The following is a 21687-nucleotide window of genomic DNA, read 5'->3' on the forward strand; positions in this document are numbered from 1 at the left end:
TGATCTCCGGGGCTCACCAGTAGGCGGCGGTTTTATAGTAGGTGCGGATGTGCTCGGTCTCGTGGTAGCCGCGTTTTACTTCCGGCTTGGCGGCTTCGACGGGCGCCAGTTCCGGTTTCGCTTCCGCCTTGGCGGACACCACCACCAGCGCGCCCAGCGGCGCGGCCTTCAGGAAGCTGCGCCGCGATGGGTCGGGTGTCGGTTCCGCCGTATTCTTGTGTTCGTTGTCCATCGTGTTTTCCTCGGGTCGGTTCAATTGGGCTCAGTCAGTATCGAAGGTCAGGCATCGAATCCGTCTTCCACCGCAAAGGCCTCGGCTTCGATCGCCAGCAGCGCGCCGACGAAGGCGGCGATCAGGCGATAGAAATTGGCGCCTTCGGCCTGGGTCATGTCGGCCAGGCAGCGCGCATACCAGGGGGCGATGCGGGCTTCGAAAAAGGCCTTTTGCTGCGCCAGCGGCTGGCGGCGAATGCCGGGACCGCCGGCGATCAGCACGCGCATCGTCTCGCACAGGGCGCCCAGGTGATCCTCGGATTCGCCCACGCCGCGCACGCGGCCAATGCCGAAGCGCGCCAGGTCGGCGCGCAGCTCGGCCAGCGGCGTATCGTGCATGAAGCCCGACAGGTAGAGCGAACCATAGGGGTTCAGGGCGGGCGAGCCGGTGCTCACGAACAGCCCCTCGAATTCCTCGGCTACCGCGTCGGCATCCATCACGCTGGCGGCCAGCACCAGCTTTTCCCAGGCGTCGGCCAGCGCATGGTCGCCGCCGTTCGATTCGATCGGATCGGCTGCGGCAAGGCCAGCCAGCAGGGCCGCATCTGGCGGCGCCAGCAGCAGGCGCGCCGCGAGCGCGTACAGATCGCTGCGCGCCTGGTCTTCCGGCGCCAGCGGCAATGCCATGGCAACCGCCGCGCCGGGGCGGACAATGTCGTTCGCGATGAAGGGGGAACCGCTGGGCACACCACCGGGAGAATCGTTGAGAGGAGGACTGACTGATGCTGACTGCATGGACACTGGTGGCGCTCCGTTAATAAATCTTCATCGAAAGTGTATTCTCTCGTCCGCCAAACCCGCGCACGTTTGAACTTTTTTGCATACGTTTGACACCCTGCTTCGTCAGCGCATGCCCGCCGCGTGCATGATCAGCCGGATCAGGCCGGCAACCAGGAACAGCGCCAATACCCCGCCCGCCCACAATCCGGCCATCCAACCCAGGCGCCGCAGCCACGGTTTCTTCATCAGTGGTACCCCGCATCCGCCTTGACCTTGCCGCGGAAGACCCAGTACGACCAGAGCGTGTACATCAGGATGATGGGCAGGATGAAGAGCGTGCCGACCAGCGCGAAGCCCTGGCTGCTTGGGGGCGAAGCGGCTTCCCAGATGGTGATGTAAGGCGGCACGATGTGCGGCCAGATGCTGATCGCCATGCCGGTGTAGCCAAGGAAGATCAGCGCCAGCGCGGCGACGAAAGGCCAGCGGTGCGGGTTGTTCCTGAGTGAGCCGAGAAGCAACATGATCGAGAGCAGCACCAGGATCGGCACCGGCGCCAGGAACACGATGTTCGGGAAAGTGAACCAGCGGTCGGCCACGGCCGGGTCGCGCAGCGGCGTCCAGATGCTGATGATGACGATGCTTGCCAGCAGCATGATCGCGAACGGCCGCGCCACCTGCACCATGCGGTCGTGCAGGTCGCCCTCGGTCTTCATGATCAGCCAGGTGCTGCCCAAGAGCGTGTAGGCGATCATGACGCCGACGCCGGCCAGCAGCGGGAACGGCGCGATCCAGTCGAGCGGGCCGCCGGCATAGCTGCGTCCCGAGACCGCAATGCCGTCGAGGAAGGCGCCGAGCGAGACGCCCTGGAAGAACGAGGCTACCACCGAGCCGCCGATAAAGGCCTTGTCCCACAGGTGGCGGCGATGGTCCTTGGCCTTGAAGCGGAATTCGAAGGCGACGCCGCGGAACACCAGGCCGACCAGCATGAAGATCAGCGGCAGGTAAAGCCCGGTGAGGATGATCGAATAGGCGACCGGGAAGGCCAGCAACAGACCTTCTCCGCCCAGCACCAGCCAGGTCTCGTTGCCATCCCAGACCGGCGCCACCGTATTCATCATGGTGTCGCGGTCGCGCTTGGCTTTCACGAACGGGAACAGCATGCCGATGCCGAGGTCGAAGCCGTCCAGCACCACGTACATGAAGACGGAAAAATAAATGATGACGGCCCAGATGACCGAGGTATCGATGCCCATCTCATGGTCCTTTCGGGTCGAGTGTCATGCCGGCGCCGCCGTGGCCACCGGTGTCGTCATCGTCCGCATCGTCGTCGTTCTCGACATCGGCCGCGGACATCGGCCGCATCGGGGTACGCCCTTCGCCCGGTCCGCCCTCGGTCGCGTGGTGCAGTTCGAAGGCTTGCGGCCCCTTCTTCATCATGCGCAGCACGTACAGCGTGCCGGCGCCAAACACGAAGAAATACGAGACGACGAAGATCGCCAGCGTGAGCGCCAGCGGCCCGGCGCCGTGCGGCGAGACGGCGTCGGCCGTGCGCAGCACGCCGTACACCACCCAGGGCTGGCGCCCGACCTCGGTCGTGGTCCAGCCGGCCAGGATGGCGACCAGGCCCGCCGGTCCCATCCACAGCGCGGCATGCAGGAAGGGCCGGTAGGTGAAGATGCGCGCGCGCCTTCGCAGCAGGAAGCTCCAGGCGCCGAGCGCGATCATCAACAGGCCCAGGCCCACCATCAGGCGGAAGCTCCAGAACACGATCAGCGAATTGGGCCGGTCTGCGCGCGCGAATTCCTTCAGGCCGGGAATCTGCCCGGTCCAGGAGTGGGTCAGGATCAGGCTGCCCAGGTGCGGGATGCCGACCGCATAGCGGGTTCGCTCCGCTTCCATGTCCGGAATGCCGAACAGCAGCAGCGGGATCGCCTCGCCCGGCGCGTTCTGCCAGTGCCCTTCCATCGCCGCCAGCTTGGCCGGCTGGTGCTCGGCGGTATTCAGGCCATGGAAGTCGCCGATCACGGCCTGGATCGGCGCGACCAGCAGGATCATCCACATCGCCATCGACAGCATCTTGCGCACCGCCGGGTTGTCTCTACGGCGTAGCAGCTGCCAGGCGCCGACCGCGCCGACGATCAGCGCCGTGCACAGGTAGGCCGCCGCCACCATGTGCAGCAGCCGGTACGGAAACGAAGGATTGAAGACGATTGCCAGCCAGTCGGCCGGCACCATGCGCCCGCCTTCGATGGCATAGCCGCGCGGCGTCTGCATCCAACTGTTGGCGGCCAGGATCCAGGTCGCGGAAATCAGGGTGCCGACCGCAACCATGCAGGTGGCCATGAAATGCAGGCCGGGACCGACCCGGGTCCAGCCGAACAGCATCACCCCGAGGAAGCCCGCTTCCAGGAAGAACGCGGTCAGCACCTCGTAGGCCAGCACCGGCCCCATGATGGACCCGGCGAATTCGGACATATAGCTCCAGTTGGTGCCGATCTGGTAGGCCATCACGATGCCCGAGACCACGCCCATGCCGAACATGACGGCGAAGATCTTCAACCAGAAGTGATACAGGTCGACATACACCTGGCGCTTGGTGCGCAGCCAGGAAAACTCGAGCACGGCCAGGTAGCTGGCCAGGCCAATCGTTACTGCCGGAAACAGAATGTGAAACGACATCGTGAACGCGAACTGGACGCGTGCCAGGTCCAGTGCCGAAAGGCCAAACATGCGTGCTCCTCATGCGCTGTGGGTGTCCAGAATCTAGCATGGGCCGGGGCGCGCACAATTGCCAATCAGGCATGATGCGAGATGCGTCGACATGGATGCAACAGCACACTTGCACAGGCTTATCGGGCCTTGCCGCATGGATAGCATTGCGCCCTGCGATCAGGGCGAGCGCCGAACCGAGACAGTCCGTATCAGTTCAGAAGGTCACCTTTACCGAGGGCGCGCTGCGCGTGGCTGCGCCGTGGTAGACGGCTTCGATGTTGTTGCCGTCCGGGTCGAGCACGAAGGCGCCGTAGTAGCCGGGGTGGTAAGGGCGTTCGCCGGGGCCGCCGTTATCCTCCCCGCCGGCCGCGAGCGCGGCGTGGTAAAAGGCGTCCACCATGGCCCGGTCCGCCGCCTGGAAGGCCATGTGATGGCGCCCGGTCAGCCTGCCCTGCGCAGCCTCGCTGGCGGGGCTGGAGACGAACAGTTCGTCGTACCAGAAATAGTCGTCGCCTTCTCCGCCCAGGGGCACCTGCAAGATCTCGAAGATGGCGCTGTAGAACTTGCGGGAAGCGGACAGGTCGGCCACGACCAGCTGGATGTGGTCGATCAGGCGGCCGCGGTGGAGTTCCTGGGTTTGCATGGCGTGCTCCTCGGATGACACCTTGTCGGTCAGGCGATTATGCCAGTGAAACGACGGCGTTTGCACGCATTGTTGGCCTTTGTGTGCCGTTGTGGCATATCGGCGGCACGAACGCGTGGGCTCGGAGAGCCTACCCTACGGTGCACCACTGCCATCAGCAAGTTTATTAGGCCGTCGCGTAACGTAGGGTGGGCCGGGCGGCGAACCGCTCCCGAGCCCACGCGTCTGCGACATGTGCATGTACGCGACGCCATGCCCACCACGGCGCCGGCGGCACGGCCGTTACGCCTTCGCCTTTTCCTTCGCAATCCACCCGTCGACCAGCTGCCCCAGCACGTCGAGCGGCACCGAGCCGGCGCCGAGCACCATGTCGTGGAAGGCAGGCAGCGAAAACTTCGGCCCGAGTTCCGCCTTGGCCTTTTCGCGCAATTCGACGATGCGCAGCATGCCGATCATGTAGGCCGTGGCCTGGCCGGGCCAGACGACGTAGCGGTCGACTTCCTCGACGTTGATGCCATAGTCGACCGCCTGCTGGCGCGTCCAGCCCTTGGTGTGCAGGCCGGTGTCGACCACCAGGCGGCGCGCGCGGAACAGTTCCGAGCCGAGTGCGCCGAGCAGACCCGGCACGTCGCCGCGCTTTTCGTCCCCGTACCAGCCCTGCTCCACCGCCAGGCGTTCGGTGTACAGCGCCCAGCCTTCGCTGTGCGCGCTGCCGCCGCTGAAGATACGCGCGCTGCGGTATTTCGGGATGCCGGCCAGTTCCTGCTGGATCGCCAGCTGGAAGTGGTGGCCCGGCACCGCCTCGTGGTAGGACAGGCTGCGCATGCGGATCATGTCGAACTTCGGTCCGCGCATCGGCACCCAGAACACGCCCGGGCGGCTGCCGTCAGGCGCCGGCAGGCTGTAGTGGGCGGCGGCCGAGGCTTCGGTCAGCGGCGGCTCGCGCAGCACGTCGACCGGCGCGCGCGGCTTCAGGTTGAACAGCGATTCGCTGCGCGCCTGGGCATCCTTCACCATTTCCTTGTACTTCGCCAGGATCGCCGGCCGCGGATCTTCGTCGCCCTTCGGCTGGAAAGTGGCGTCGAGCGCCTTCATGCGCGTTTCGATATTTCCCTCGGTGAAGCCGAGCGCGCGCAGGTGCTTGTCCATCTCGGCTTCCAGGCGCGCCACTTCGCGCAGGCCGATCGCGTGGATCTCGTCGGCGGTGAGCGTGGTGCTCGTAAAATTGGCGATGGCGCGGTCATATGCTTTTCGCCCGTCCGGCAAACGCGAAATGCCGGCCGTATCGTTCGTCTTCGGATGCAGCTCGGCCATGAAGCCCTGCACGCGCTGGTAGGCCGGACGGATCTTGTCCTCGACGATGCGCGTGGCGCGTGCGATCGCCGCCGTGCGTGCTTCGGGCGACAGGTCCTTGGCATCGAGACTGCGCTTTTCCAGCGAGGTGACCAGCACGTTCTGCGGCGCCGCCGGCTTCAGGAAGGTATCGACCTGGAACTGGGCGCGCTCGAGGATGAAGCGCGGCGGGATCAACTTGCGTTCGCTGGCGCTGCGGGCACGCGCCAGTGCCTCGTCCATGCGCGTGCCGACCTGCTCCAGGCGCGCCAGCCAGCTGTCGACGTCCTGCGCGCTGCGCATCGGGTGGGTCTGGGTCATGTAGTTGACCAGGCCGACCTGCGGGCCGCCGAACTGCGAGAACACGAAATTGAAGTCCTCGAACGGTGCGTTGGCGATGACGTTCGCGAGCGACCAGCGCATCACCGCCGCCGAGATCTTCTGGGTATCGTCGAGCGGACCGGCGAGGAATTTGTCGAGGCGGGCAACGCCGGTTTTCGCCAGCGCCACCATCTGCTCCCGCCGGGCCGGCGTCTGCGGGGTCAGCTGGCGGTCGAGGGCGGCCTGCTCCGCACCGCTGAAGTACTGGGTGCTGCTGGCCAGCTGCGGGTTCATGCGCACCCAGTCGTCAGCGAAGCGGTCGGCCCAGGCGTCGAAGGCGGCGTTCGGCTTGACTGCGGCCGTTTTCGCGACCGGCGCCGCCAGCGCAGCGGTGGGCAGGACGGTGGCGCCGAGCGCAAGCGGGACGAACAGGGTGGCGACGGCGGCGCGCAGGCTGCGCTGGGAGGAAATCGGCATGGTGTCTCTTCTGGTGATCGTTGGGCAAAGTGCCGGGGCGAATCTACCATGGAAGAGTTGGGTGGACAATATGGAGAGGGCGGCTGTGCATGCGGCGCATGCGCGGGCATGCCCGCCCTACGTTACGCGACGGTCGCGTGAACTTGCCACGGACGATGTGCACCGTAGGGTGGGCACTTGTGCCCACGCGGTCGAGCATATGCACGTCGCTCCGGGTGAAATCGATCCCGGCCGTCGCGTACTGAACGCTTCTCGTCATCGCAAACGGCGTACCGCGTGGGCTCGAGAGCCCACCCTACGGTGCACCACAGTCAACGATACGCCCCAAGCCGGCGCGTCTTTCCGCCGTAATCGGCTAAAGTGTTTCCAACACTGTTTTTTTGAAAACTTTCACTATTTGATATCAGGAAATCGCATGCCCATCTCGCAATCCCTCCATGACGAAGTCGCCAAACGCCTGCAGGAAAGCCGCGACGCCGCGCTCGCCACTGCCCGCGCCCGTACCGACCAGGGTGCCGGCGGCGACGAACCGCCGGTGATTTCGCCGGCCGCGCACCAGGCCCAGAACGACGATGCACCGACCGCCGAAATGATCGCCCACGACGAACAGCATTTCGCCGACCACGAGACCGCCCTGCTGCACGAAATCGACGCCGCCATCGGCCGCCTGGAATCGGGCGGCTACGGCATCTGCGAATCCTGCGGCTGCGAGATTCCCGAGCAGCGCCTGCTGGCCACGCCCACGGTGCGCACCTGCGTGCCCTGCCAGGAGCGCATCGAGCAGGAAGAAAGATCGGGACGCGGACCGACGATGTGAGGGGTCAGTGGGGAGCTTAGCCCTGCCCCGCCCCGAACTTGAACACCGATAAAGCCTGCACCAGGCGCGCCGCTTCCGCCGCCATGTTGTTCGACGCCGCCGCCGACTGTTCCACCAGCGCCGCGTTCTGGCGCGTGATCGCGTCGAGTTCGGCCATGGCGGCATTGACTTCGCCGATCTCGCCGCCCTGCGCCTGGCTGGCATGGGTGATGTCGTGCATGATGCCGGCCGCGCTTTCGACCGAAGCCACGACTTCGCGCATGGTCTGGCCGGCCTCGCCCACCAGCGCATTGCCTTGCGCGACCTTGTGTACCGAATCCTCGATCAGGGCCTTGATCTCTTTCGCGGCGCCGGCCGAGCGCTGCGCCAGGCTGCGCACTTCGCCGGCGACGACCGCGAAGCCGCGGCCCTGCTCGCCCGCGCGCGCCGCCTCGACCGCCGCGTTCAGCGCCAGGATATTGGTCTGGAAGGCGATGCCGTCGATCAGGCCGATGATGTCGACGATGCGGGTGGCGGAGGTGCTGATCTGGCCCATGGTGGCGCCGACGCGTTCGACGGCGTCGCCGCCGCGTCCGGCCACGCTTGCCGCGGCGCCGACCAGGGTGTCGGCGCGGCGCGCGCTGTCGGCGTTGCGGCCGGCGGCGCCGGCGACCTGGCCGAGGGTGGCGACGGTCTGTTCCAGGCTGGCCGCCTGCGATTCGGTGCGGCCGGCCAGGTCGACGTTGCCGGCGGCGATGTCGCGCGTGGTGTGTTCGATCGAGCGCACGTTGCTGCGCACGTCGCCGACGATCGCCTGCAGGTTGATGTTCAGCTGGCGCAGCGCGCGCAGCAGGGCGCCGAACTCGTCGCTGCGATGCGTTTGCGGCATGTGCGACAAATCGCCGCCGGCCAGCGCATGCACGGCCTCGGTCGCTTCGCGCAGCGGCGCCACCAGCGCCTGGCGCAAGCCGGCCCAGGCTGCCAGCGTCGCCAGCACGCCGATGCCGGCCACGACGCGCCAGGCGGCGCCGTCGGCAGCGAAGCCGAGCGCGCCGATCAGCGCGGCCTGCGTGGCCATCACCAGGCCGAGGCGACGGCCGAGCGGCAGGCGGCGCAGCCCGTGCAGGCGGGCGGCGAATCCGGTGCGCACCGCGCGCCCGCCGCGGATGGCCAGCGCGCCCTGCTCGCCGGCGCGGAATTGCCGGTACAGCTCGGTCGCCGCCGCCACTTGCTCGCGCGTCGGCGTGGTGCGCACCGACATGTAGCCGGCCACGCGTCCCGCTTCCTTGACCGGCACCACGTTGGCGACCACCCAGTAAAAGTCGCCGTTCTTGCGGCGGTTCTTGACCATGCCGGTCCAGGGCTGGCCGGCCTGCAGCGTCTGCCAGAGGTCGGCAAAGGCTTCCGGCGGCATGTCCGGGTGGCGCACGATGTTGTGGGCCTTGCCCAGCAACTCGTCTTCAGGAAAGCCGCTGACCTCGATGAAGCTCGGATTGACGTAGGTGATGCGGCCCTTGACGTCGGTCTTCGAGACGATCGACTGGCCTTGTTGCATCCGGTATTCGATGCCGGTCACCGGCAGATTGGTGCGCAATGGACTCTCCTGATGTGCTTATTGCCATACGGCAAAATTTAAAGGCCCGATTTTACGCTGCCAGAATCGACGCAATACTTGAGTTAGATCAAAAATTTGAGCTTGACAGTTCAAAACCAGCAGTTTGTGTTCAGGCTGCCACAGCGCAAGCCAATGCTAGTATTGCGCGATGGACAATCTGACCCACTCGCTCGTCGGCCTCGCGCTCGGCGAACTGACCCATCGCCTGCTGCCGCAGGCCCCCGATCCGGCGCAGGCGTCGACGCGGCGGCGCCTGTTATTGACGACTGCCGCCCTGGCCAGCAATTTCCCCGACCTCGACCTGGTGTTGACAAGCCTGGCCCCGGCCCCGCTCGGCTACCTGCTGCACCACCGCGGCCACACGCATACGCTGCTGTACGCGCTGCTGCAGGCGTTGCTGCTGCTGGCCGCGCTCTGGCTCTTGTGGCCGGCGGCACGCAGTCTGTTACGCACCGATGCGCCGGCGCGGCGCGGGCTGGCGGCGGTGACGGTGCTCGGCCTGCTGCTGCACTTCGGCATGGACGCGCTGAACGTCTACGGCATCCACCCGTTCGCACCCTTCGATCCGGACTGGTACTACGGCGACATGGTGTTCATCGTCGAACCGGTGTTCTGGCTGGCGCTGGGCACGCCGCTGGCCGCGCACGTGGCCAGCCGCCGCTGGCGCCGCCTGCTGCTGGGATTGCTGCTGACCGTGCCGGCGCTGTTTACCGTGGCCGGCTTCCTGCAGTGGGGCTCCCTGCTCGGCCTGGGCGCGCTGTGGGCGCTGGCGCTGCTGCTGACGCGCCGCCTGGGCGAGCGCAGCGCCCTGCTGGCCGGGGTGGCGGTCACCGCCTGCTTCGTGCTGCTGCAAGGAGCGATGGCCGAGCGCGCACGCGCCGAACTGGCCGCTGCCCTGCGCGGGCACGACCCGGCGGTACGCATCCTCGACTTGCCGCTGTCGGCGTTTCCGGCCAACCCCTTGTGCTGGGGTGCGATTGCCGTTACTCGCGAAGGGCCGGATGGCTACCGCATCCGCCGCGGCGTGCTGAGCCTGGCGCCCGGGATCACGCCGGCCGCGTCCTGCCCGGCGGCCATCGGTGGCGTGAACGTGGTGCCGGGGACGGCGCCCGTGGCCTGGGCCTGGGAAGAACATGGTTCGGTGGCGCGCCTGCAGGCGCTGCGCGCCGATTGCCGGATCGATGCCTGGCTGCGTTTTGCGCGGGCGCCGTCGCTGCATGAGGGCAGCGCCACCGACGTGCGCTTCGGCCCGCCCGGCCTGCCGAATTTCTCGACATTGCCGATCGTCTCGAATACTGTCCAGCCGTGTCCGGCCAAGCTGCCGCGCTGGGGCTATCCCCGTGCCGATCTTCTTGGCCTGCCCTAGGCTGCACGCGCCGTCAAGCCCCGCGCATTGTCGAGTTGGTAACGGCACACGGCAATTTCAATTGTCTCCTATACAACACGCATATTGCAGTATCCTTACCCGCAGTTACAGTGTTTTTAGACGAAGCCGCTGGCATGTCGCCATGCCGGTAGCTGATCCAACGTGGGGAGAATGGATGATTCCGAAACGATTGCTGTGTGTTGCACCCGACGACCTCGGCGCCGTCGATGTCTTGCGCGCGAACATGCCCGATTGGGAGATTCGCACCGCGCGCAGCATCGACGAGGCGCGCGCGGCATTGCGCCAGGAAGACTACCTGGTCGGGTTGCTGATGCATGTGATCGGTTCGCAGCCGCCCCTCGAGGTCGAGCGTTTCCTGCGCGAGCATGGCCGGGTCAGCTGGGTCGGCGTATTCCGCGCCGAAGCCATCGGCGCGCCCGCCTGGCGCGACATCGTGGCCGACTACCTGTGCGACTACCACACGGTGCCGATCGACGCCCGGCGCCTAGTGCACACGCTCGGCCATTGCCATGGGCACGCGCTGCTGCGCCGCCCGCGTCCGCGCCCCGGCGGTTCGCCCTCGGGCCTGATCGGCAGCTGCGACGCCATGCTGCGCTTGCGCAGCCAGGTCGAGCGCGTGGCCAAGGTCGACGCCCCGGTACTGATCTGGGGCGAAAGCGGCAGCGGCAAGGAACTCACGGCCCAGGCAATCCACCGCCAGTCGCTGCGCGCCACCGGTCCGCTGGTGCCGATCAATTGCGGCGCCATCGCCCCCAACCTGATTCATTCCGAGCTGTTCGGCTACGAGCGCGGCGCGTTTACCGGCGCGGCGCGCGACAAGGTCGGTCTGATCGAATCGGCCAATGGCGGCACTTTGTTCCTCGACGAGATCGGCGATTTACCGAAGGACTTGCAGGCCAACCTGCTGCGCTTCATCCAGGACAAGACCATCATCCGCCTGGGCGCCACGCGCGCCATCCCGGTCGACGTGCGCGTCATTTCCGCTTCGCACGTGAATTTGCAGCAGGCGGTCGCGCGCGGCGATTTCCGCGAAGACCTGTATTACCGACTCTCGGTGTTGCCGGTGACGGTGCCGGCGCTGCGCGAACGGCGCGAAGACCTGGTCGAGCTGGCCGAACACTTCTTCCAGCTGTATTCGGCCGACAAGTCGCCGCGCCTGAAAGGCTTCAGCAGCAAGGCCGTCGCCGCCATCGCGGCCCACGACTGGCCGGGCAACGTGCGCGAACTGATCAACCGCGTGCGGCGCGCGATGGTGATGGCCGACGGCCGCCTGATCGAGCCGGACGACCTCGACCTGGTCATGCCCTCGCCGCCGATCGAAGCCGTGCTCGACGACGCGCGCTGCAGTTCCGAGCGCTTGGCGATTCGTGCTTGCCTCGACCGCACCGGCCAGAACGTCAGCCGCGCCGCGCGCGACCTCGGCGTTTCGCGCACGACCATGTACCGGCTGCTGGCCAAGCACGGCATGCGTCCTTAAGGTTCACACAGGCTGCGCGTCGCGCGGCCCCAGCTTTTCTCATCGTGTGGGCCCCCCTGTGCTCACGCGATGCACGCGCCGCGTCGCCGTCAATTCGCGCCACTGAATCCCCTCAGTTATCCGCTCTCGAAAGGCATCCGTCTGCGCAGCATTGCGCATGAGCTCGGGATGCCACCCTACATTCTCGCCAGCCTGCGCCTACAAACCATTTAACAATTGGCTGACACATTTCTGCGGCCCAGGCATCTGGCCCGGAGCAATGGCGCGTCGCACAATAAGCACGTGGCGCACCTTCCGCATGCTTCTGCTCAGGCACACATCCTGAACTGGCCGCCACTGGTCTCCTCCCGCGTCCAAACCCAGCATGGATGCGGCTCTCCGGCGCTTTGCCCGGCGCCGGGGTCGTACTGTCGCGTCAGCTCAAGTGCACAGTGTCCGCGCCTGTCCAGGCTCAAAGGAACACAACTGTGCCGTTTTTGTTACACCTCCAAGGCGTTAAATTCCTAACAACAATGTCTATACGCAATTCCGTCATTTCCTAGTGGAATTGTGCTTATCTATCAATGATTTGAGCATATTTGAACTGGGCTGGCATTGCTCTTGCATAGGATGAGCTTCAACTGGTACGACCGCCAGTGGAACTCAACCACACACCCTAGGGGAATTTGCATGAACAAGACTTTGCTCGTTACTGCCCTGTCGCTCGCTTTCGGCCTGAATGCACAAGCCCAGACGACCGACCCGTCCACCGACAACTCGGACAATTCGACCGTCACCCGTACTACCGATAACTCGAACCAAGGCAATAACTACTCGACCAACACGTCGACGAACACGCCTGACAACTCGAACCAGGGCAATAACTACTCGACCAACACGGCCGACAATTCGAACCAGGGCAACGATGGCTCGACCCGTTCGAACATGAACAACGACCAGTCGACGCGTGACAATTCCAACCAGGGCAACAACCTGTCGGACAATTCGAACCAGGGCAACGATGGTTCGACCCGTTCGAACATGAACAACAACCAGTCGAACAATTCGAACCAGGGCAACGATGGCTCGACCCGTTCGAACATGAACAACAACCAGTCGAACAATTCGAACCAGGGCAACGATTCATCGAGCCGTGACAATTCGAACCAGGGCAACAACATGGCGAACAATTCGAATCAGGGCAACGATTCGTCGAGCCGTGACAATTCGAACCAGAACAACGATTCGTCGAGCCGCGACAACTCGAACCGCAACAACAACTATTCGACCAACACGGCCGACAACTCGAACCAGGGCAACGACTCGTCGAGCCGCGACAACTCGAACCAGAACAACGATTCGTCCTCGCGCGACAGCTCGGGCCAGAACAACAGCAGCGGCGGCGCACGCGCCACCTCGGCCGGCGCCATCGCCGCCAACAACGGCGGCACCGCGACCTCGACCTTCTCGAACTCGTTCAACACCTCGAGCGCAACCGCCAACAGCACCCTGAACGGCACCGTGACCGGCAACGCGATCAGCAACATCGGTAACGTCGCCAGCAACACCGGCAACGCCAACAGCGCCGGCTCGACCGGCGGCGCGGGCGCGGCCGGCAACGGCGGTTCGGCACGCGGCGACGGCGGCGCGGGCGCCACCGGCACCGGCGGTTCGGCTGCATCGGGCTCGGCCGGCGGCCGCGCTACCAGCGGCGGCGCCAGCACCGGCAACGCCATGGCAGGTGCTGCAACGGCCGGTTCGGGCGGCGCGGGTGGCCTGGCATCGAACGCATCGAGCGGTTCGGGTGCCGAAGGCGGCGCCGGCGGTGCGGGCGGCGCGGGCGGTTCGAGCGGTAACGCCGGCGGCGGCACGGGCGGCGCAGGCGGCATGAGCGGCGCCGGCACCGGCGGTGCAGGCGGCGAAGCCGGCGGCAACATGGGCGGCAACGGCGGCAATGCCGGCCGTGTGGCGGCAGGCGCCGGCGGCGCGGGCGGCTCGACCGGTACGGCAACGGGCGGCCAGGGCGGCAACGGCGCGGCCGGTGCAGCCGGCGGCATGGGCGGCGCGGGTGCGGCAGGCGGCAGCGGCGCAGCGGGCGGCGCAGCGACCATCGCCGGCGCATCGGCGACCGGTGACGCCTCCGGCGCAGGCGCCGGCATGAGCGGCAACGTGGCTACCACCGGTAGCGGCGCCTCGACCAGCGGCGCGGCCGATCCCGGCACCGCTGCCAGCACTGGCGGCACCGTGACCGGCGCCACCAACACGGCATCGACCGGCGACGGCACCGGCGGCGCCGGTGGTGCGGGCGCGGCAGGCGGCGCAGGCGCGGCAGGCGGCACGGGCGGCTCGGGCGGCACGGCAGGTTCGGGCGCGATGGCCTCGAACACCGCGGGCATGGGTGCAGCGGGCGGCGAGGCGACCGGCGGCACGGGCGGCGCAGGCGCAGGTCTGGCCAGCACCGGCGGCGCGGCCGGCACGGGCACCAGTGGTGCCGGTGGTGAAGGCGGTTCGGCAACGGCCGGCACCAGCACCGGCGGCGACGGCGCGGCAGCGGGCGCAGGCGGCACGGGCGGCTCGACCGGCCTGGCATCGAACACCGGCGGCGCCGGTTCCTCGGGCGGCGATGCCACCTCGGGCAGCGCCACCAACGGTTCGACCACCTCGGGCACGGCAACCGGCGGCGCCGGCGGCGCGGGCGGCGATGGCGGTACGGGCACCGGCGGCGCCGGCGGCGCATCGGGTTCGAACATGGCAGGCACGGGCACCGGCGGCGCCGGCGGCGCGGCGACCAGCGGCAACGGCGGCACCAACAACGTCACTGCCGGCGTGTTCGACATGTCCAACGCCATGACCAACGTCGGCCAGTCGGCCGCCGGTGTGATGGTCGTCAGCCAGAACAACGGCTTCTCGTCCCTGATCCAGCAGAGCGTCAACGTCCAGAGCAACCTGGCCGTCGGCCCATAAGCTGAACCGCAAGTAGTCAGCAAGTAGTTACTTAGCAGGTCGGACTGCCGCGCCCCAGGGCGCGGCAGTTTTCCGGATTCAGGGAGATACGATGAACATGATTTTTGCAGTACGCCGCTTACCTAAGGTTTGCGCCCTGGCGCTGGCAGCCGCCCTGGCGGGCCCCGTCTGCGCAGCCGAACCGGTCTTGCTGGACGCCGGACAGCTTGCCGTCCAGCCCATCGACAGCATCGAACAATTGATCCAGTCCGTGGCCACGCCCCTGGTCCTCGAGAGCAAGACCCTGACCATCGGCGACGCCACCATCGAAGCGGTCGACCTCGGCCAGCTCGATCACGAACGCGGCCGCGCCGATACCATCATCCAGGACACCCGGCTCAATGGCGACGTCGCCAACAACAGCGCCGTCAACGTCCAGACCGGATCGAATTCGATCGACACCGGCTCGTTTGCCAACATGTCCGGTATTCCGGTGGTCATCCAGAACAGCGGCGCCAACGTGCTGATCCAGAACGCCACGGTCATCAACCTGCAGCTCCAATGAAGCCGCGCCTTCTCTCCTGCGCCGGCGTGTGCAGCCTCGCCTTGCTGTTCGGCGCAGCCGGGGCCGACGCCGCCGAGCTGGCGCTGCCGAGCGGCATGCGGGTGAACGCCATGCCGGTCAAGAGCATGAAGGACCTGCGCTTCCAGGCCACCTTGCGCCAGCAGTACGACTTCAGCTGCGGCTCGGCCGCGCTGGCCACGCTGCTGACCCATCACTACAACATCCCGACGACGGAACAGATGGCGTTCCAGGAAATGTTCAGCACCGGCGACCAGCAAAAGATCCGCAGCGAAGGCTTTTCGCTGCTCGACATGCAGCGCTTCCTGAAGAAACGCGGCTATACCGCCAACGGCTTCCAGCTGCCGCTCGACAAACTGATCGAAGCGAAGCTGCCGGCCATCGTCCTCATTTCCGACAACGGCTACCACCATTTCGTCGTGGTCAAGGGCGCCGAGGATGGCCGCATCCTGATCGGCGATCCGTCGCGCGGCACGCGCCTGATGGCGCGCGAACGCTTCGAGTCGATCTGGGCCAACCGGATCCTGTTCGTGATCCACGAGGGCCCGAACAAGCCCGGTTTCAACCTCGCCGCCGACTGGCGCAACGCGCCGCGCGCGCCGCTCGTCGAAGGCGCGCGCGGCGCGCTGGAGAACACCTACGGGTTGCCGAAATTCGGCCCCGGCGATTTTTAAGGACACACCATGCGGTTTTTAATTTCCCTGCCGCTCCTGTTACTGACCATGGCAGGTTTGGCCAACGCCGCCGACGAGCCGGCGGCCCCTTTCGATCCCGCCAAGGCGGTCGACAGCGCGACCCTCGACGCGGCGCGCGGCGGCTTCCTCACCGACAGCGGCCTGGTCGTCACGCTCGGCCTGGAACGCCTCGTCAGCGTCAACGGCAGCGTTGTCGAACGCACCGAAATGCAGCTGGGCGACATTGGCAAGCTGGCGCGCGGCGAAGCCGCGCTCTCGAGCGACGCCCTGGGCGAACTGCGCCTGATCCAGAACGGCGACGTACGCACGCTGGCCGGCAATGCCCAGAATGTGCTCGGCGGCACCTTCATCCAGAACTCGCTGAACGACCAGACGATCCGCAACCAGACCTCCATCAATGCCACGGTGAATACCGCAGAAATGTTACGTGCGCTCAATTTTGGCACAAGCCTGAATAATGCTTTGTCAACAGCCGTCGCACCCCGCTGACGGCGACCTTTCATGGAGAGATGTATGCAGAAAATCCCGGCGTTATGTGTTGGCGCCCTCGCCGTCAGTGCGGCGTTTCATACCCTGCCGGCGCAGGCACAATCCGTCGAGGAATTGGTGGAGCAGGTCAAGGCGATGCGCCAGCAGCTCGAGTCACAGCGTGCGCGCATCGACGAACTCGAGCGCGACGTGCGCACCGCACGGACGCCGGCACCAGCACCGACGCCCCTCATTCCCACCCTGCCGGAGCCGGTCGACCTGGCCGATCCGCGCTTCGCCGGCCGCGCCGTGTCGAGCGAAGCGCTGGGCGCCGCCCGCGGCACCGGCAACGCTCCCCTCAACGGCGCCGCGAGCTCGCCGCTGGCCGCCGGCCTCGCCGTCCCGGCCGCAGCTGCCTCCAGCGCCCAGCTCGACGCCCTGCGCGGCACCGGCGGCCAGGCGGTCGCCCAGGCGCAGCCGCAACAACAGCAACAGCAGCAGCCGCAACAGCAACGTCCGCAACAGCAGCAGCCGGCCGCGCCGGCCGCCCCGGTCGGCGGTCCCGCCAGCGCGCCGACCGCCGCCACCAACACCGCCGCCGTCGGCCGCGCACCCTCGAACGAAGGCCGCCCGCGCGAAGTCGCGCCGATCTTCGAACAGCCGGGCGTGCTCACCCCGCGCGGCAAATACGTGTTCGAGCCGGCCATCCAGTACGGCTATTCCTCGAGCAACCGTGTGGCCCTGGTCGGCTACACGGTCATCCCCGCCCTGCTGATTGGCCTGATCGACGTGCGTGAAGTCAAGCGCAACACGACCACCGCCACCGCCACCATCCGGCGCGGCATGACCAACCGTTTCGAGCTGGAAGCTAAACTGCCTTACGTGTACCGCAGCGACGCCACCGTCAGCCGCGAAGTGTTCACCGGCACCGCGGTCGAGCGCGCCTTCGAGACCAGCGGCAAGGCCATCGGCGACGTCGAAATCGCCGGCCGCTACCAGCTCAACGACGGCGGCGTCGACAAGCCGTATTTCATTGGCGGCCTGCGCTTCAAGTCGCGCACCGGCAAGGACCCGTTCGAAGTAACGACCGATTGCCAGCGCCGCTGCATCGGCGAAAACATCACCGGCAGCGGCCTGCCGCTGGAACTGCCGACCGGTTCCGGTTTCTATTCGCTGCAGCCGAGCGTGACCTGGCTGTTCCCGTCCGATCCGGCCGTGTTCTTCGGCAGCTTCAGCTACCTGCACAACTTCAAGCGTGACGTCTCGCGCACGGTGCTCGACGGCGTCAAGGAGTCGCTCGGCGAAATCGCACCGGGCGGCGTGATCGGCTTCAACTTCGGCATGGGCCTGGCGCTGAACGACAAGGCGTCGTTCAGCGTCGGCTACGACCACAACTCGGTCGGCCGCACCAAGCAGAACGGCGTGACCGTGCCGGGTTCGGTACGCATGCAGCTCGGCACCCTGCTGATCGGCTACAGCTACCGCCTGAGCGACAAGAAAACGCTGAGCGTGGCCGTCGGCGCCGGCCTGACCCGGGATACGCCGGACGTCAGCCTGATGTTCCGGGTACCGATGTCGTTCTGATCCTCACCACGGTGCGGCCAAGCAAGTGCCCGGCCGCACCATCTATGCTTTTCCTCTCCCGTCCGCTACTCGTTTGCGCCAGATCATTCCCTGCGCTGGAACTGTGCAGTTGTTTGCGACTCTGACTTGACAGGTACAGCGACTTAACTTCCCCCAGTGCGGCAAGCACTGCCACCCACCTTTCCCGGACGACCACGCATCCGGTTCCACCCAGCAGGGTGGCGCAGACTTCGACAGGCTGCATCAGGACGCTCCATCCAGCGCTGCAGTTCAGCGTGATTCTTAAGGCTGATACTTAAGGGGGATTTATGGAAACGCCTGCAACATTAGCAAAATTAATGGAACACGCCCGCCTGGCGCTGGAACTGGCGCGCCTGCCGGTGGCGCGCCTGCGTTTCGAGCAGGACCGCAATCCCGAAGGCATCCGCCATGCGCACGCCCTGTTCACCCGTCCCCATGCACGCTACAAAGTGTTCGGCAACAAGACCATGGGCATCGCCCTGATCGACTTGGCCGCCTTTGCCGGCCAGCCGGGCGGCTACCTGCAGCAGGTACGGCGCAGCGGCCACGCCGGCCCGCAAAGCCGCAAGGCCGCCGCGCGCGGATACCGCCTGCGCCGCATCGACCGCAACGACCACGTCGACGAGATCCACGCCATCCACACCTCTTGCGAACAACGCCAGGGGCGGCCGATGGACGCCTCCTACCGGGTCCGGCGCGAGGTCTTCGACAATCCACCCCATTTCGAATGCCATGGCGTCTTCGATGCCCGCGACCGGCTGGTCGCCTATTGCAGCATGGGCCGCTACGGCAACTTCGTCGCCACCGACCAGCTGATGGGCTACAAGAACCAGGACGGCATCATGTACCTGCTGCTCCTGCAAATCATCTGCCGCCTGATCGAGGAGCGCGAGATGGAGTACTTCATGTACGACACGTTTCTCGGGGCGCAGCCGGGGCTGCGCGATTTCAAGCGGCGGGTGGGGTTCAAACCGTATCGGGCACGCTACGAGCTGGTGTGAGATGGCACCCGACAATATTCGGTCATGTTAAATTGAGCGAGCCGGTCGCGTTTTCTGGCGATTGTATGAATCATGATTTCATATAGGAGTGCATATGTCGGACCCGCGCACGATGGACTGTGAGGTATGGGCAAAACAAAAAGCAAAAACGCTCTTGGATAAGGCTAAGGTTGAACTTTTAGATATCCGCCCTGGATTCAAACAAGTAATAAGTGGTATTAAGATTCCACCGAACGATGAGATGATCTGGCCATTTCCTGCATGGCATTACCATGTCGCCGTACTATCGCAAGGGCTGGTCTACGATGAACTGCGACCGTTAGGCCTTCCATTGGAACAATATAAACAGTTATTCCAATACTCCTATGCACTTACTTTTACGGTGAAGCCTTTTTCTTAATCTCCTTCAAAACGCCCCAACGTAATTCTCCGCCAGCGCCGTGCGCATCGCCCGCGACGCTACCACGTTCTCCAGTTCCGCGCGCTGGATGCGGCGCTCGAAGGGAGAGGCATCGGCAAAGGTGTGCAGCATCCGTGTCATCCACCACGAGAAATACTCGGCGCGCCAGACGCGTTTCAAGGCCGTTTCCGAATAATTGTTCAAGCCGTCTTCCGTACCCTGCTTGTAGAAGGTCTCCAATGCCTGCGCCAGGATGCGCACGTCCGAGATCGCCAGGTTCATGCCCTTGGCGCCGGTCGGCGGCACGATGTGGGCGGCGTCGCCAGCCAGGAACAGGCGGCCGGAACGCATCGGGGCGCAGACGAAACTACGCATGCCGATGATCCCTTTCTGGAAGATTTTGCCCTCATTCAGTTTCCAGCCGTCGTTGTGTTCCAGGCGCGCATGCAGTTCGGCCCAGATGCGGTCGTCCGACCAATTGTCGACCTTGTCGTGCGGGTCGCACTGGAAGTACAGGCGCTGCACGGTGGCCGAACGGGTGCTGACCAGGGCGAAGCCGCGCTCGTGCTGGGCGTAGATCAGTTCATCCGACGACGGTGCGGACTCGACCAGGATGCCGAACCAGCCGAACGGATACACGCGCTGGAAATCCTCGCGCGTGCCTGTCGGATACATCGGACGCGAGACGCCATGAAAGCCGTCGGCGCCGATCACGAAATCGGCATCGATGCGCCGCGCTTCACCACCGTGCACGAAGGTGACCGACGGCTGCGCGGTGTCGATGCCGTGCAGCGCCACCTCGCTCACCTCGAAACGCAGGTCGCCGCCGGCGGCCAGGCGCGCCGCCACCAGGTCGATGATGACTTCGTGCTGCGGGTAGACGGTGATCGACTGGCCGGTCAGTTCGGTGAGGTCGATGCGATGGCGCGCGCCGCCGAAGGCGAACTCGAAGCCGTGGTGCAAGGCGCCTTCGCGGCGCATGCGTTCGCCCACGCCGGATTGGTTCAGGATGTCCATGCTGCCCTGCTCGAGCACGCCGGCGCGGATCGTCGCCTCGATGTCGGCGCGGCTGCGCATCTCGAGCACGACCGATTCGATGCCCTGCAGGTGCAGCAGGTGGGAAAGCAAGAGGCCGGCCGGGCCGGCGCCGATGATGGCGACCTGGGTGCGCATGATGATGTCTCCGAATGTGTTTTGGTTGACATCATCGTAGCCCGGGCACCGCCCGGGTGAAATGGACCAAACCCGAAAAAACTTGTACTATTTTTGCACCCACCCATCCGATAAGGCCGCTGCCGCCATGCTCTCCCCCGCCACTTCGCCCGCCGTCACGGTGCCCGAATTCGCCCTGTACGGCGAAGCCACGCGGGGCCAGGATGCCGAGGCCGTCCACATCGAGCTGATCGAGGCGCGCAGCCGCAAGTACGACTGGCACATCGGCACGCACACCCATGCCGGCCTGTTTCAGGTACTTTTTTTGTTGAAAGGCGATGTCCGCGCGAACATCGACGGCGACCTGTGGGAATGCGCCGGCCCGGTCGCGCTCACCATCCACCCCGCCCTGCCGCACGGCTTCGATTTTTCGACCGAGGCGCATGGCTACGTGCTGACGGTCGACCAGAACATGCTGTTTGCCGCCGCCGGCCACGAGGGCGACCTGTTTTCCTCGCTGTTCGTGCAGCCGCTGGCAATCGGCCTCGCCGGCGCGCCCGAGCTGGCGGCGCGCATCGAGGCGCTGTTGCAGAACCTGACGCTTGAGGCCGCCTGGCCGCGCTACGGCCACACGCTGATGCTCGAATGGCTGGCGCGCAGCACGCTCTTGCTGCTGGTGCGGGTGCAGGCCGAACGCCATATCGCCGACACCTCCGGACGCGGCGACTTCGAGTTATTTACCCGCTTCCGGGTCGAGGTCGAGCGCCATTACAAGGAGCAGTGGCAGGTCGGGCAGTACGCGGCCATACTGCGGGTGGCGCCGACCCGCCTCAACCGCCTGTGCCTGAAGCTGGCCGGCAAATCCGCCTTCGAGATCACGCAAGACCGGCTGATGCTGGAAGCCTGCCGCAAGCTGACCTATGTGCCGGCGGGGGTGGCCAGCATCGCGTATGAACTGGGCTTCCAGGATCCGGCCTACTTCAGCCGCTTGTTCAAGAAATTGATGGGCGTGACGCCGAAAGAGTTCCGGCGGCAGGCGTAGGGTGTGTAAGGGCAAAATAGTAATGTCCGGTTCTAGCAAAATAGAAATGTCTGATTTTGCTATCTC

Annotated in this window: 20 protein-coding genes; 11 read left to right on the forward strand and 9 right to left on the reverse strand. The window is 65.8% G+C overall.

Annotated elements, in window-relative coordinates:
* Window positions 1-13: 13 nt before the first annotated feature.
* The 7 genes from IFT60_RS12110 to IFT60_RS12140 form a co-directional block, all read right to left on the reverse strand.
* Window positions 14-232 (reverse strand): formate dehydrogenase, encoded by a 219-nt coding sequence (locus IFT60_RS12110; protein WP_197986302.1) that lies wholly within the window; start codon window positions 230-232, stop codon window positions 14-16.
* Between the two features lie 47 nt (window positions 233-279).
* Window positions 280-900 carry a TorD/DmsD family molecular chaperone gene (locus IFT60_RS12115; protein ID WP_192052225.1) on the reverse strand — a complete coding sequence of 207 codons (621 nt, stop codon included), beginning with the start codon at window positions 898-900 and terminating at the stop codon, window positions 280-282.
* A gap of 216 nt (window positions 901-1116) precedes the next feature.
* Entirely contained in the window at window positions 1117-1239 is a 123-nt protein-coding gene (locus IFT60_RS12120; protein WP_192052226.1) for a DUF2474 domain-containing protein, read from the reverse strand.
* Window positions 1239-2246, reverse strand: a complete 1008-nt coding sequence (gene cydB / locus IFT60_RS12125) for a cytochrome d ubiquinol oxidase subunit II (protein ID WP_192052227.1) — start codon at window positions 2244-2246, stop codon at window positions 1239-1241. Before cydB ends, IFT60_RS12120 begins: the two co-directional genes overlap by 1 nt.
* A gap of 1 nt (window position 2247) precedes the next feature.
* Window positions 2248-3723: a cytochrome ubiquinol oxidase subunit I gene (locus IFT60_RS12130; protein WP_192052228.1), complete on the reverse strand. Its 1476-nt coding sequence runs from the start codon at window positions 3721-3723 to the stop codon at window positions 2248-2250.
* 196 nt (window positions 3724-3919) lie between these two features.
* Complete coding sequence (locus tag IFT60_RS12135) at window positions 3920-4348, reverse strand: VOC family protein (RefSeq protein ID WP_192052229.1); 429 nt, start codon at window positions 4346-4348, stop codon at window positions 3920-3922.
* 282 nt (window positions 4349-4630) lie between these two features.
* Complete coding sequence (locus tag IFT60_RS12140; RefSeq protein ID WP_192052230.1) at window positions 4631-6478, reverse strand: DUF885 domain-containing protein; 1848 nt, start codon at window positions 6476-6478, stop codon at window positions 4631-4633.
* A 415-nt stretch (window positions 6479-6893) separates the two neighbouring features.
* Between IFT60_RS12140 and IFT60_RS12145 the strand changes: the two genes are divergently transcribed.
* Window positions 6894-7295: a TraR/DksA family transcriptional regulator gene (locus tag IFT60_RS12145; protein WP_192052231.1), complete on the forward strand. Its 402-nt coding sequence runs from the start codon at window positions 6894-6896 to the stop codon at window positions 7293-7295.
* A gap of 16 nt (window positions 7296-7311) precedes the next feature.
* On the opposite strand, the gene IFT60_RS12150 is transcribed toward IFT60_RS12145, so the two are convergent.
* Window positions 7312-8868, reverse strand: a complete 1557-nt coding sequence (locus IFT60_RS12150; protein ID WP_192052232.1) for a methyl-accepting chemotaxis protein — start codon at window positions 8866-8868, stop codon at window positions 7312-7314.
* 169 nt (window positions 8869-9037) lie between these two features.
* Here IFT60_RS12150 and IFT60_RS12155 point away from each other — a divergent pair, with 169 nt between their 5' ends.
* From IFT60_RS12155 to IFT60_RS12195, 9 genes are all read left to right on the forward strand, one after another.
* Window positions 9038-10255, forward strand: a complete 1218-nt coding sequence (locus IFT60_RS12155; protein WP_192052233.1) for a metal-dependent hydrolase — start codon at window positions 9038-9040, stop codon at window positions 10253-10255.
* A gap of 175 nt (window positions 10256-10430) precedes the next feature.
* Window positions 10431-11753 carry a sigma-54 dependent transcriptional regulator gene (locus tag IFT60_RS12160; protein ID WP_192052234.1) on the forward strand — a complete coding sequence of 441 codons (1323 nt, stop codon included), beginning with the start codon at window positions 10431-10433 and terminating at the stop codon, window positions 11751-11753.
* Window positions 11754-12422: 669 nt separating this feature from the next.
* Entirely contained in the window at window positions 12423-14696 is a 2274-nt protein-coding gene (locus IFT60_RS12165; protein ID WP_192052235.1) for a hypothetical protein, read from the forward strand.
* A gap of 91 nt (window positions 14697-14787) precedes the next feature.
* Window positions 14788-15240 (forward strand): hypothetical protein, encoded by a 453-nt coding sequence (locus tag IFT60_RS12170; protein WP_229510825.1) that lies wholly within the window; start codon window positions 14788-14790, stop codon window positions 15238-15240.
* Window positions 15237-15932 (forward strand): C39 family peptidase, encoded by a 696-nt coding sequence (locus IFT60_RS12175; RefSeq protein WP_192052236.1) that lies wholly within the window; start codon window positions 15237-15239, stop codon window positions 15930-15932. The genes IFT60_RS12170 and IFT60_RS12175 overlap by 4 nt, the downstream gene beginning before the upstream one ends.
* 9 nt (window positions 15933-15941) lie before the next feature.
* The gene (locus IFT60_RS12180) at window positions 15942-16442 is read left to right on the forward strand and encodes a hypothetical protein (RefSeq protein ID WP_229510826.1); all 501 of its coding nucleotides are present in this window, start codon (window positions 15942-15944) and stop codon (window positions 16440-16442) included.
* A gap of 24 nt (window positions 16443-16466) precedes the next feature.
* Window positions 16467-18005 carry an acetate kinase gene (locus IFT60_RS12185; protein WP_229510827.1) on the forward strand — a complete coding sequence of 513 codons (1539 nt, stop codon included), beginning with the start codon at window positions 16467-16469 and terminating at the stop codon, window positions 18003-18005.
* Between the two features lie 338 nt (window positions 18006-18343).
* Window positions 18344-19027, forward strand: a complete 684-nt coding sequence (locus IFT60_RS12190) for a hypothetical protein (protein WP_192052237.1) — start codon at window positions 18344-18346, stop codon at window positions 19025-19027.
* Window positions 19028-19121: 94 nt separating this feature from the next.
* Complete coding sequence (locus IFT60_RS12195) at window positions 19122-19427, forward strand: hypothetical protein (RefSeq protein ID WP_192052238.1); 306 nt, start codon at window positions 19122-19124, stop codon at window positions 19425-19427.
* Between the two features lie 6 nt (window positions 19428-19433).
* Here IFT60_RS12195 and IFT60_RS12200 read toward each other — a convergent pair whose 3' ends face one another.
* Window positions 19434-20600 (reverse strand): 4-hydroxybenzoate 3-monooxygenase, encoded by a 1167-nt coding sequence (locus IFT60_RS12200; RefSeq protein ID WP_192052239.1) that lies wholly within the window; start codon window positions 20598-20600, stop codon window positions 19434-19436.
* A gap of 127 nt (window positions 20601-20727) precedes the next feature.
* On the opposite strand from IFT60_RS12200, the gene IFT60_RS12205 reads away from it, so the two are divergent.
* On the forward strand, window positions 20728-21621 hold the full coding sequence (locus IFT60_RS12205; protein ID WP_229510828.1) for a helix-turn-helix domain-containing protein: 894 nt from the start codon (window positions 20728-20730) through the stop codon (window positions 21619-21621).
* Window positions 21622-21687: the final 66 nt, after the last annotated feature.

The organism is Massilia sp. CFBP 13721, from assembly GCF_014842025.1.
GTDB lineage: Bacteria > Pseudomonadota > Gammaproteobacteria > Burkholderiales > Burkholderiaceae_D > Telluria.

What these genes read in the sequence shown, in the direction of transcription:
- IFT60_RS12110 (WP_197986302.1), bottom strand. Translation starts at nt 232, where the DNA reads ATGGACAACGAACACAAGAATACGGCGGAACCGACACCCGACCCATCG.
- IFT60_RS12115 (WP_192052225.1), bottom strand. Translation starts at nt 900, where the DNA reads ATGGCATTGCCGCTGGCGCCGGAAGACCAGGCGCGCAGCGATCTGTAC.
- IFT60_RS12120 (WP_192052226.1), bottom strand. Translation starts at nt 1,239, where the DNA reads ATGAAGAAACCGTGGCTGCGGCGCCTGGGTTGGATGGCCGGATTGTGG.
- cydB (WP_192052227.1), bottom strand. Translation starts at nt 2,246, where the DNA reads ATGGGCATCGATACCTCGGTCATCTGGGCCGTCATCATTTATTTTTCC.
- IFT60_RS12130 (WP_192052228.1), bottom strand. Translation starts at nt 3,723, where the DNA reads ATGTTTGGCCTTTCGGCACTGGACCTGGCACGCGTCCAGTTCGCGTTC.
- IFT60_RS12135 (WP_192052229.1), bottom strand. Translation starts at nt 4,348, where the DNA reads ATGCAAACCCAGGAACTCCACCGCGGCCGCCTGATCGACCACATCCAG.
- IFT60_RS12140 (WP_192052230.1), bottom strand. Translation starts at nt 6,478, where the DNA reads ATGCCGATTTCCTCCCAGCGCAGCCTGCGCGCCGCCGTCGCCACCCTG.
- IFT60_RS12145 (WP_192052231.1), top strand. Translation starts at nt 6,894, where the DNA reads ATGCCCATCTCGCAATCCCTCCATGACGAAGTCGCCAAACGCCTGCAG.
- IFT60_RS12155 (WP_192052233.1), top strand. Translation starts at nt 9,038, where the DNA reads ATGGACAATCTGACCCACTCGCTCGTCGGCCTCGCGCTCGGCGAACTG.
- IFT60_RS12160 (WP_192052234.1), top strand. Translation starts at nt 10,431, where the DNA reads ATGATTCCGAAACGATTGCTGTGTGTTGCACCCGACGACCTCGGCGCC.
- IFT60_RS12165 (WP_192052235.1), top strand. Translation starts at nt 12,423, where the DNA reads ATGAACAAGACTTTGCTCGTTACTGCCCTGTCGCTCGCTTTCGGCCTG.
- IFT60_RS12170 (WP_229510825.1), top strand. Translation starts at nt 14,788, where the DNA reads ATGAACATGATTTTTGCAGTACGCCGCTTACCTAAGGTTTGCGCCCTG.
- IFT60_RS12175 (WP_192052236.1), top strand. Translation starts at nt 15,237, where the DNA reads ATGAAGCCGCGCCTTCTCTCCTGCGCCGGCGTGTGCAGCCTCGCCTTG.
- IFT60_RS12180 (WP_229510826.1), top strand. Translation starts at nt 15,942, where the DNA reads ATGCGGTTTTTAATTTCCCTGCCGCTCCTGTTACTGACCATGGCAGGT.
- IFT60_RS12185 (WP_229510827.1), top strand. Translation starts at nt 16,467, where the DNA reads ATGCAGAAAATCCCGGCGTTATGTGTTGGCGCCCTCGCCGTCAGTGCG.
- IFT60_RS12190 (WP_192052237.1), top strand. Translation starts at nt 18,344, where the DNA reads ATGGAACACGCCCGCCTGGCGCTGGAACTGGCGCGCCTGCCGGTGGCG.
- IFT60_RS12195 (WP_192052238.1), top strand. Translation starts at nt 19,122, where the DNA reads ATGTCGGACCCGCGCACGATGGACTGTGAGGTATGGGCAAAACAAAAA.
- IFT60_RS12200 (WP_192052239.1), bottom strand. Translation starts at nt 20,600, where the DNA reads ATGCGCACCCAGGTCGCCATCATCGGCGCCGGCCCGGCCGGCCTCTTG.
- IFT60_RS12205 (WP_229510828.1), top strand. Translation starts at nt 20,728, where the DNA reads ATGCTCTCCCCCGCCACTTCGCCCGCCGTCACGGTGCCCGAATTCGCC.